This window comes from Enterobacter cloacae complex sp. 402C9 (genome assembly GCF_050030745.1).
Classification (GTDB): domain Bacteria; phylum Pseudomonadota; class Gammaproteobacteria; order Enterobacterales; family Enterobacteriaceae; genus Enterobacter; species Enterobacter intestinihominis.
This window is the reverse complement of record NZ_JBLGUW010000001.1, coordinates 4,745,653-4,756,094: the sequence shown is the minus strand read 5'-3', so window position 1 is coordinate 4,756,094 and position 10,442 is coordinate 4,745,653. Positions and strand designations below refer to the sequence as shown.

The window sequence follows — 10,442 nt, the reverse complement described above, 5'->3', positions numbered from 1 at the left end:
GGCGGACTCCACTCGAACAATAAAAGAAAACTATTGAATATTCATGATTGTTGGCGCACATCGACATGACCCCATCAGGGTGATGTGCGAACCGCTATCTGCGGTTATACACGCTATCGTTGATACAGCCTGAACGATGTTGTGTTTATGTCCGGCCAGGATCGCTGGATCCCGATCAGGACCGCGGATCATAGCCTAAACTGAGCCAGAGATCTTCTGTTTCTCACAGATTCTTCCCGATTTATCCACAGGAAGATCCGGAATCGGGTAAGTGTAAACGATCCTGACGCGAGTGCCTCGCGATTTAGGCCGCATATTGGAAAATTTAATGAGCACAGACAATTTTGGGCTTAAATGATCTAACGAAGATCCAGGAGGATCCTTGCGCTTTGTTGGCGAGCCCGTATAATCCTCGACCCGGCGCGTGATGCTCATCTTCCTGCGTCGTTCGTTGCTCATTTTCCACGCGAAATCGTGCGGAAATACGCAGGGATTTAAGGAAAGAGAATTGACTCCGGAGTGTACAATTATTACAATCCGGCCTCTTTAATCACCCACGCTGAGGCGTTAGTCGTTCGAATCTCGTTCGGGTATACGCAAAAGTCAGTGAATTTATTCAAGTTTAGGTAGAAATCGCCATGAAACGCACTTTTCAACCGTCTGTACTGAAGCGCAACCGTTCTCACGGCTTCCGTGCTCGTATGGCTACTAAAAATGGTCGTCAGGTTCTGGCACGTCGTCGTGCTAAAGGCCGCGCTCGTCTGACCGTTTCCAAGTAATAAAGCTAACCCCTGAGTGGTTAAGCTCGCATTTCCCAGGGAGTTACGTTTGTTAACTCCCACTCATTTCACTTTCGTCTTCCAGCAGCCACTACGGGCTGGCACGCCGCAAATCACCATCCTCGGCCGCCAAAATTCGCTGGGGCATCCCCGCATCGGTCTCACAGTCGCCAAGAAAAACGTTAAGCGTGCGCATGAACGCAACCGGATTAAACGTCTGACGCGTGAAAGCTTCCGTTTACGTCAGCACGAACTGCCTTCAATGGATTTCGTGGTGGTGGCTAAAAAAGGGGTTGCCGACCTCGATAACCGTGCTCTCTCGGAAGCGTTGGAAAAATTATGGCGCCGCCACTGTCGCCTGGCTCGCGGGTCCTGATAGCCCTCATTCGGGTCTATCAACGCCTGATTAGTCCGCTACTCGGGCCACATTGCCGTTTCACGCCAACATGCTCAAGCTACGGAATTGAGGCATTGCGCAGGTTTGGAGTGATAAAAGGCAGTTGGTTGACGGTGAAACGCGTATTAAAATGCCACCCTTTACACCCAGGTGGAGACGACCCCGTCCCTCCAGGACCTTTTGATACCAGAGAACACTAACGATGGATTCGCAACGCAATCTTCTTATCATCGCTTTGTTGTTCGTGTCTTTCATGATCTGGCAGGCATGGGAGCAGGATAAAAATCCTCAACCCCAGCAGCAGACCACGCAGACCACGACCACCGCAGCGGGTAGCGCCGCCGACCAGGGCGTACCGGCCAGTGGCCAGGGGAAACAGATTACGGTTAAGACCGATGTGCTTGAGCTGACTATCAACACCCGTGGTGGTGATGTTGAGCAGGCGCTGCTGTTGACCTACCCGAAAGAGCTGAAGTCTACCGAACCGTTCCAGTTACTGGAAACCACGCCTGAGTTTATCTACCAGGCACAGAGCGGCCTGACCGGTCGTGATGGCCCGGATAACCCGGCGAACGGTGCGCGTCCACTGTATAACGTCGAGAATGACACCTTTGTGCTGGCTGATGGTCAGAACGAACTGGTTATTCCGATGACCTACACCGACGCGGCAGGCAACACCTTCACCAAAACCTTCACCCTGAAACGCGGTGAATATGCGGTGAACGTGGGCTACAGCGTACAGAACACCGGTGCGAAACCGCTGGAAATCTCTACCTTTGGTCAGCTGAAGCAGTCCATCAATCTGCCGTCTCACCGTGACACCGGAAGCAGCAACTTTGCGCTGCATACCTTCCGTGGCGCGGCTTACTCCACGCCAGATACCAAGTACGAGAAATACAAATTCGACACCATTGCCGATAACGAAAACCTGAACGTCAGCTCTAAAGGCGGTTGGGTCGCAATGCTGCAACAGTATTTCGCGACGGCGTGGGTACCGAATAACGACGGTACGAACAACTTCTACACCGCGAACCTCGGCAACGGTATTGCAGCCATCGGCTACAAATCTCAGCCGGTTCTGGTGCAGCCGGGTCAAACCGGTAAGCTGGCAAGCACCCTGTGGGTCGGCCCGGAAATCCAGGACAAAATGGCTGCCGTTGCGCCGCACCTGGATCTGACCGTTGATTACGGTTGGTTGTGGTTCATCTCTCAGCCGCTGTTTAAGCTGCTGAAGTTCATCCACAGCTTCCTGGGTAACTGGGGCTTCTCCATCATCGTTATCACCTTTATCGTTCGTGGCATCATGTACCCGCTGACTAAAGCGCAGTACACCTCCATGGCGAAGATGCGTATGCTACAGCCGAAGATTCAGGCTATGCGTGAGCGTCTGGGCGATGACAAACAGCGTCAGAGCCAGGAGATGATGGCCCTGTATAAAGCAGAGAAAGTGAACCCACTGGGTGGTTGCTTCCCGCTGCTGATTCAGATGCCAATCTTCCTTGCGCTGTACTACATGCTGATGGGTTCCGTTGAGCTGCGCCACGCGCCGTTCGCCCTGTGGATCCATGACCTGTCCGCACAGGACCCGTACTACATCCTGCCGATCCTGATGGGCGTGACGATGTTCTTCATCCAGAAGATGTCTCCGACCACCGTGACTGACCCGATGCAGCAGAAGATCATGACCTTTATGCCGGTCATCTTCACCGTGTTCTTCCTGTGGTTCCCGTCAGGTCTGGTGCTGTACTATATCGTCAGCAACCTGGTGACCATCATCCAGCAGCAGCTGATTTACCGTGGTCTGGAAAAACGTGGCCTGCATAGCCGCGAAAAGAAAAAGTCCTGATTCGGTAACTTAACGCTAAAATAAGGGCGGTCGATTGACCGCCTTTTTTATTTGTATTGAACGAGAGCAACCATGAGCCATAACGACACTATCGTCGCCCAGGCAACCCCACCGGGACGCGGTGGTGTAGGCATTCTGCGCATCTCCGGCCTGAAGGCGCGTGAGGTGGCCGAAGCGGTGCTGGGTAAACTGCCAAAGCCGCGCTACGCTGATTATCTGCCATTTAAAGATGCCGACGGCACCTCGCTGGACCAGGGCATTGCGCTGTGGTTCCCCGGCCCAAACTCTTTTACTGGCGAAGACGTGCTGGAGCTTCAGGGTCACGGCGGCCCGGTGATCCTCGACCTGCTGTTGAAACGTATTCTGACCCTGCCTGGCCTGCGCATTGCGAAGCCGGGTGAGTTCTCCGAGCGTGCCTTCCTGAACGATAAGCTCGACCTGGCGCAGGCCGAAGCGATTGCCGACCTGATCGACGCCAGTTCCGAACAGGCAGCCCGCTCCGCGCTGAACTCGTTGCAGGGGGCATTTTCCGCACGCGTGAATCACCTTGTGGAAGCACTTACTCACCTGCGAATCTATGTTGAAGCTGCTATCGACTTCCCGGACGAGGAGATTGACTTCCTTTCTGACGGCAAAATCGAAGCCCAGCTCAACCAGGTGATGAACGATCTGGATGCCGTTCGCGCCGAAGCGCGTCAGGGCAGCCTGCTGCGTGAGGGCATGAAGGTGGTCATTGCTGGTCGCCCCAACGCCGGGAAATCAAGCCTGCTGAACGCTCTGGCGGGCCGTGAAGCGGCGATCGTGACCGACATAGCCGGCACCACCCGCGACGTCCTGCGCGAGCATATCCATATCGACGGCATGCCGCTGCACATCATCGATACCGCTGGCCTGCGCGATGCGAGCGATGAAGTCGAGCGTATCGGTATCGAACGCGCCTGGCAGGAGATCGAGCAGGCCGACCGCGTGCTGTTTATGGTGGACGGAACCACAACCGACGCCGTTGACCCGGCAGAAATCTGGCCAGACTTTATCGCCCGTCTCCCGGCCAAACTGCCGATCACCGTGGTGCGCAATAAGGCCGACGTTACCGGCGAAACGCTGGGCATCAGCGATGTGAATGGCCACTCACTTATTCGTCTGTCGGCCCGTACCGGGGAAGGCGTGGAAGCCCTGCGTAACCACCTCAAACAGAGCATGGGTTTTGACACCAGCATGGAAGGCGGCTTCCTGGCGCGTCGTCGTCACTTGCAGGCGCTGGAAGAGGCGGCTCGCCACCTTGAGCAGGGCAAAGCCCAGCTGATCGGCGCGTGGGCCGGCGAGCTGCTGGCGGAGGAACTGCGTCTGGCGCAGCAGAACCTGAGCGAGATCACCGGGGAGTTTACGTCGGACGATCTGCTTGGACGAATTTTCTCAAGCTTTTGTATTGGTAAGTAATCCCCGAAAGAACATGGTGATTTCCTCCAGGGAAATCACCATTGTCCCAATGGCAACTCGCTTAATCCCCCCATGCCCCCTATCCTGCTTGCCTGCACCTATGGGGGATTTATGGCTCGTTTTCTGTTTTGTAGTTTCGCATTAGTTCTGCTGTATCCGTCCGGTATTGATATGTATCTGGTGGGGCTACCGCATATTGCCCGCGATCTGGGTGCCAGCGAGGCGCAACTGCACATCGCGTTTTCGGCCTACCTCGCGGGAATGGCGTCGTCGATGGTATTTGCCGGGAAAATCGCGGACAGAGCCGGCCGTCAACCCGTCGCCATTACGGGGGCGGTTATCTTTACGCTGGCATCGGTACTGTGTTCAATGGCTCAGGAAAGCACAATGTTCCTGTCAGGGCGCTTTATCCAGGGCATTGGCGCGGGCGGCTGTTACGTGGTGGCGTTTGCCATTCTGCGCGATACCTTGAGCGCCCAGCGCCGCGCCAGGGTGCTGTCGATGCTGAACGGCATTACCTGCATCATCCCGGTGCTGGCACCGGTTGTAGGCTACCTGATCATGCTGAAATTTCCATGGCAGAGCCTTTTCTGGACCATGGCCACAATGGGCGCCATCGTCTTTATACTGTCCGTGACGGTGTTGAAAGAGACCCATCCCGGTTCGCAGCAGACGCACCACGCTGCTACCATTCATCCGGCTGAAAAGCTTCTGAATCGCTTTTTCCTGAGCCGCCTGGCCATCATCACGCTCAGCGTGGCGGTGATCCTCACCTATGTAAACGTTTCCCCGGTGTTACTGATGGAGACGATAGGCTTCGATCGCGGTGAGTATTCGACGGTGATGGCGCTCAATGCGATGGTCAGCATGGCGGTTTCATTCTCGATGCCCTTTGCGCTCAATATCTTCCGCCAGCGCACGCTGATGCTCGCTTCACAGACGCTGTTTCTCGCCGCAGGCGTAATTCTGGCGACCGCCACCTCACATGCGCTGATGCTGGTGGGTATGACCCTGATCTGCGCCGGATTCTCCGGCGGCTTCGGCGTGGCGATGAGTCAGGCGCTTGGCCCGTTCTCACTGCGGGCAGGCGTGGCAAGCTCGGTGCTGGGCATTGCGCAGGTCTGCGGTTCGTCGCTGTGGATTTGGCTGGCGGCGGTGATCGGCCTTAACGCGCTGAATATGCTGATCGGGGTTCTGATTGGCTGTAGCATACTCTGCATTACCTTACTTATGGTCATCCAGCCCGCGGCGCACTATGAAGAAGCCCATCAGCAGTCTCGATCTTAATCTTTTACTTTGCCTGCAGTTGTTGTTGCAGGAGCGCAGCGTCACCAAAGCCGCGAAGCGAATGAACGTGACGCCGTCCGCGGTGAGTAAATCGCTGGCGAAGCTGCGCGACTGGTTCGACGATCCGCTGTTTGTGAAAACGCCTTTAGGGCTACTGCCCACGCCGCTAACGGTGAGTCTGGAACAGGATCTGGCCGACTGGATGCAGATTGGCAATCAGATCGTCGATAAATTCCACCATAGCTCTCCTGGCGGGCTCAAGTTTGTGCTCGCCGCCGAAACGCCGCTGATGCTGATTCGCTTCAACACCCTGCTGGAGCAGGTGAATGAGCGCTACCCACAGGCGACGGTGAAGTTGCGCCAGTGGGATTATGATTCGCTGGACGCCATTACGCGCGGGGAGGTCGATCTCGGTTTTACCGGCCGCGAAACGCACCCGCGCTCCCGCGAGCTGCTAAAGCTGATGCCGTGGTTTATTGACTACGAAATCCTGTTCAGCGACCGTCCGTGCGTCTATCTGCGAGAAGATCATCCGGCACTTCACGAAGCGTGGAACCTTGAGACGTTTCTGCGCTACCCGCATATCAGCATCTTCTGGGAGCGCAGCGATACCTGGGCGCTTGATGAAGTGCTAAAAGAGATGGGCCGGGAGCGCAACGTCGCCATGAGCCTGCCCGGCTTTGAACAGTCGATGTTTATGGCGGCTCAGCCGGACCACAACTACATTGCCACTGCGCCCTACTACTGCCATCACTACAATCAACTCCACCAGCGTAATCTGGTCTGCCTTCCCATTCCCATCGATGAGGCGCAGGCAGAAAAGCTGACCGTACCCTTCACGCTAATCTGGCATAAGCGGAACAGCCATAATCCGAAAATTATCTGGCTGCGCGAAACTATAAAAGCCCTGTATACCGCGCCAGGTCAGGTTTTTGCCTAAGATAATGTAAAGTTCGGTCCTCAGGCTTCTCTTATTTCTATTTACTGATTAAAACAGAAGCTGAGTTAAGCGATAATCATGTAACCGTTTAACCGACTACGACCATTATCAGGGAGCGAAAAATGGCTACGCACTTTGCACGAGGAACATTAACGGAAGGGCATCTCGTATCGGCCAGAATTTCTTCAGCCTGTCACAGTGAGGCGCTCAAACTACCTGAACACCGCAGGACGCGGTTTTTAGCTTCCAGAGCGCTCCTCGCAGAACTGCTTTTTATGCTGTACGGCACCAGCGAATTACCGGACATACTCACCCAGCCAGAAGGTCGCCCGGTTTTTGCGGACCCGGCACTCCCCCATTTTTCCATTGCGTATACCGGCAACATTGTTGGCGTCGCGCTGACGACTGAAGGTGATTGCGGCCTGGATATGGAGCTGCAACGGGTCACGCGCAGCTTCCATGGTGCTAACGCGCTCGATGAATACCCGCTCTCCAGCAATGAAAAGCTGTGGATACGTAACCAGAACGATCCCGTAGAAGCCAGAGCGCAGCTCATCACCCTTCGCCAGAGCATCCGTAAACTGAGCGGCGCGGCATCAGACGACGCCAGCCTGTTGCAGCTGCTTCCCGGCTCCGGACGCCTGCGCGCCGCGAAAGCGTCGCTGGTAGAGGCGCTCAGCGACGCTGAGGATGTACTGATCTGGTCCGTTGCGGTGAGCCCCGCCATCGAACGGCTGAAAATCTGGGAGTTTGACAGTATTCGCGGTTGGCGTAGTCTTCCGGATGTACCTGAGCGCGCCAACGAGCCCGCCGCGCGCCTGATGCGATTAACCAGTTTACCGGTAGAAAAAGCATACACCCATAGCTGATCCGTCCAGGGTCATCATGATGAAACAGGAGTAATCATGTCTGATACGTTGAAAGTTGTTACGTTACTGGGAAGCCTGCGCAAAGGTTCGTTTAACGGGATGGTAGCGCGCACGCTGCCACAGCTGGCGCCTGCGGGAATGGAGATCAGCGCCCTGCCGTCTATTGGCGACATCCCGCTTTATGATGCTGACGTTCAGCAGGAAGAAGGGTTCCCGCACAGCGTGGAGGCGATAGCCGAGCAGATCCGTCAGGCTGATGGTGTAGTGATTGTAACGCCAGAATATAACTACTCGGTTCCGGGGGGTCTGAAGAACGCGATTGACTGGTTATCCCGTTTACCGGAGCAGCCGCTGTCAGGCAAACCGGTGCTGATCCAGACCAGCTCAATGGGCGCCATCGGCGGTGCGCGCTGCCAGTATCACCTGCGACAGATCCTGGTGTTCCTGGATGCGATGGTGATGAACAAGCCGGAATTTATGGGCGGCGTGATTCAGAACAAAGTCGACCCGCAGACGGGTGAAGTGGTGGATCAGAGTACGCGTGATCATCTCTCTGGTCAGTTGACTGCGTTTGGGGATTATATTAAGCGGGTTAAAAGCTGATAAAAAAGCCCGGTGGCGCTAGCGCTTACCGGGCCTACACTCATCAGTAGGTCAGGTAAGCGAAGCGCCACCTGACACCACAAACCGCACCTTAGTGCGCGTCAATAAACACAATCTTGAGCACAAACAGCAGCGCCACAATCATCACGCACGGGCTGAGTTCGCGGAAACGGCCGGTACCGATCTTCATCACACAGTACGAGATAAAGCCCAGCGCGATACCTTCGGTGATCGAGAAGCTGAACGGCATCATCACCGCGGTAATAAACGCCGGAACGGCTTCCGTCAGATCTTCCCACTTCACGCGCGCCAGGCTCGAGGTCATCAGCACGCCGACGTAGATCAGCGCGCCAGCTGCCGCGTACGGTGGCACCATCCCCGCCAGCGGAGAGAGGAAGATCACCAGCAGGAACAGCAGACCCACGACTACCGCCGTCAGGCCAGTACGGCCACCCACGGACACGCCCGAAGAGGATTCAATGTAAGCGGTAACAGACGAGGTGCCGATGAAAGAACCCGCAACGGACGAGATGCTATCCACATACAGCGCCTGCTTCATGCGCGGGAATTTGCCTTTCTCGTCCGCCAGACCCGCTTTGTCCGTCACGCCAATCAGCGTACCGGAGGAGTCAAACAGGTTGACCAGCATGAAGGAGAAAATCACTCCGGCCAGACCCAGGTTCAGCGAGCCCGCCAGATCAACGTGACCAATCACGGTAGAAACGCTCGGTGGCGCAGAGACAATACCGCTGTAATGCACGTCACCCAGCATCCAGCCCAGCAGCGTGGTCACGATGATAGAGACCAGCACCGCAGCGTGGATGTTACGCGACGCCAGGATCGCGATAATAAAGAAGCCCAGCACGCCCAGCAGCACGCTGTGAGAGGTCAGGTTACCAATACTCACCAGCGTTTCCGGGTTCGCCACGATTACGCCAGCGTTTTTCAGCCCCATCATGCCGATAAACAGACCGATACCGCTGGTGATACCCACGCGCAGGCTCACGGGAATGTTCGCAATCATCCAGTAGCGCACACGGAAGATGGTCAGCAGCAGCAGGCCGACCGCGCCCCAGAAAATAGCGCCCATCCCGACCTGCCACGGCAGGCCCATCGCCTGAACCACCACGAACGCAAAGAACGCATTAAGACCCATTGCCGGGGCCAGCGCCACGGGCAGATTAGCGAAAACGCCCATCAGGATGCTGCCAAGGGCCGCGATCAGACAGGTGGTAACAAAGACGGCGCTGGTGTCCATGCCAGCCACGCCCAGAATTTGCGGGTTAACGAAAACGATATAGACCATCGTCAGGAAGGTAGTAAAACCGGCGATCACTTCGGTGCGTGCCGTTGTGCCGTGCTCGCGCAGTTTGAACACGCGCTCAAGCAGCCCCTGACCAGATGTCTGGGTAGTGTGTTGTTGACTCATCATCAATTTCCGAACAAGGAGGGAAAATTCGTCGCTATCCTATACCAAAATGCGACAATAGTGGCGGTTACGGGATACTTTTTTCATTGATTTTGCTTATACGGCAACGATTGCGTCTCGTTAAACTGTCGTACGTAAACGTTAAACTTGTTAAAAGGGAAAGGCATGTCCGGAATTGAAGCGGTATTTTTCGACTGTGACGGTACGCTGGTCGACAGTGAGGTCATTTGTTCCCGCGCGTATGTCGCCATGTTCCAGGAATTTGGCATTACGCTCGATCTCGAAGAGGTGTTTAAACGCTTTAAGGGCGTGAAGCTGTACGAGATCATCGACATCATTAACGAAGAGCACGGGGTGGATCTGGCGAAAGCGGATCTGGAACCGGTGTACCGCGCCGAGGTCGCACGCCTCTTCGACGCCGAGCTGGAAGTTATCGCCGGCGCTAACGCGCTGCTGGATGCGATGACGGTGCCGATCTGCGTGGTCTCTAACGGCCCGGTCAGCAAAATGCAGCACTCACTCGGCAAGCTGGACATGTTGCACCACTTCCCGGAAAAACTGTTCAGCGGCTACGATATCCAGCGCTGGAAGCCGGATCCGGCATTGATGTTCCACGCGGCGAAGGCGATGAACGTCAACGTGGAGAACTGCATCCTGGTGGATGACTCGTCTGCGGGCGCGCAGTCGGGGATTGATGCGGGGATGGAGGTGTTTTACTTCTGCGCCGATCCGCACAACAAGCCGATCGATCATCCAAAAGTGACGACCTTTACAGACCTGGCGCAGCTGCCGGAACTGTGGAAGGCGCGCGGGTGGGATATTACTCGCTGAAAAAACAAAGCCGGATGGCGCTAA

General features: G+C 55.8%; 11 protein-coding genes. 10 read left to right on the top strand and 1 reads right to left on the bottom strand.

All coding sequences use genetic code 11. From position 1 onward, the window contains the following. Window positions 1-638 precede the first annotated feature (638 nt). From rpmH to ACQG1K_RS22560, 9 genes are all read left to right on the top strand, one after another. Entirely contained in the window at window positions 639-779 is a 141-nt protein-coding gene (gene rpmH, locus ACQG1K_RS22600) for a 50S ribosomal protein L34 (protein WP_000831330.1), read from the top strand. A 16-nt stretch (window positions 780-795) separates the two neighbouring features. Further along, window positions 796-1,155, top strand: coding sequence for a ribonuclease P protein component (rnpA, locus tag ACQG1K_RS22595; protein ID WP_006808764.1), 360 nt, complete (start codon window positions 796-798; stop codon window positions 1,153-1,155). Then, a complete protein-coding gene (gene yidD, locus ACQG1K_RS22590) occupies window positions 1,119-1,376 on the top strand; it encodes a membrane protein insertion efficiency factor YidD (protein WP_001307474.1) in 258 nt (85 codons plus the stop codon). Before rnpA ends, yidD begins: the two co-directional genes overlap by 37 nt. A 2-nt stretch (window positions 1,377-1,378) precedes the next feature. Beyond that, the gene (gene yidC / locus ACQG1K_RS22585) at window positions 1,379-3,022 is read left to right on the top strand and encodes a membrane protein insertase YidC (protein WP_023298949.1); all 1,644 of its coding nucleotides are present in this window, start codon (window positions 1,379-1,381) and stop codon (window positions 3,020-3,022) included. 72 nt (window positions 3,023-3,094) lie between these two features. Beyond that, a complete protein-coding gene (gene mnmE / locus ACQG1K_RS22580) occupies window positions 3,095-4,459 on the top strand; it encodes a tRNA uridine-5-carboxymethylaminomethyl(34) synthesis GTPase MnmE (RefSeq protein WP_022649885.1) in 1,365 nt (454 codons plus the stop codon). 111 nt (window positions 4,460-4,570) lie between these two features. Continuing rightward, window positions 4,571-5,746, top strand: a complete 1,176-nt coding sequence (locus ACQG1K_RS22575; RefSeq protein WP_032622027.1) for an MFS transporter — start codon at window positions 4,571-4,573, stop codon at window positions 5,744-5,746. Then, window positions 5,715-6,686, top strand: coding sequence for an HTH-type transcriptional regulator YidZ (gene yidZ, locus ACQG1K_RS22570; protein WP_022649883.1), 972 nt, complete (start codon window positions 5,715-5,717; stop codon window positions 6,684-6,686). Before ACQG1K_RS22575 ends, yidZ begins: the two co-directional genes overlap by 32 nt. Window positions 6,687-6,808: 122 nt before the next feature. Next, complete coding sequence (locus ACQG1K_RS22565) at window positions 6,809-7,555, top strand: 4'-phosphopantetheinyl transferase family protein (RefSeq protein ID WP_038414972.1); 747 nt, start codon at window positions 6,809-6,811, stop codon at window positions 7,553-7,555. 36 nt (window positions 7,556-7,591) lie between these two features. After that, window positions 7,592-8,158, top strand: coding sequence for an NADPH-dependent FMN reductase (locus ACQG1K_RS22560; RefSeq protein WP_038414971.1), 567 nt, complete (start codon window positions 7,592-7,594; stop codon window positions 8,156-8,158). 91 nt (window positions 8,159-8,249) lie between these two features. Here ACQG1K_RS22560 and adeP read toward each other — a convergent pair whose 3' ends face one another. Further along, window positions 8,250-9,587 carry an adenine permease AdeP gene (gene adeP, locus ACQG1K_RS22555; protein ID WP_139152660.1) on the bottom strand — a complete coding sequence of 446 codons (1,338 nt, stop codon included), beginning with the start codon at window positions 9,585-9,587 and terminating at the stop codon, window positions 8,250-8,252. A 165-nt stretch (window positions 9,588-9,752) separates the two neighbouring features. On the opposite strand from adeP, the gene yieH reads away from it, so the two are divergent. Continuing rightward, window positions 9,753-10,418 (top strand): 6-phosphogluconate phosphatase, encoded by a 666-nt coding sequence (gene yieH / locus ACQG1K_RS22550; RefSeq protein WP_022649879.1) that lies wholly within the window; start codon window positions 9,753-9,755, stop codon window positions 10,416-10,418. Window positions 10,419-10,442: the final 24 nt, after the last annotated feature.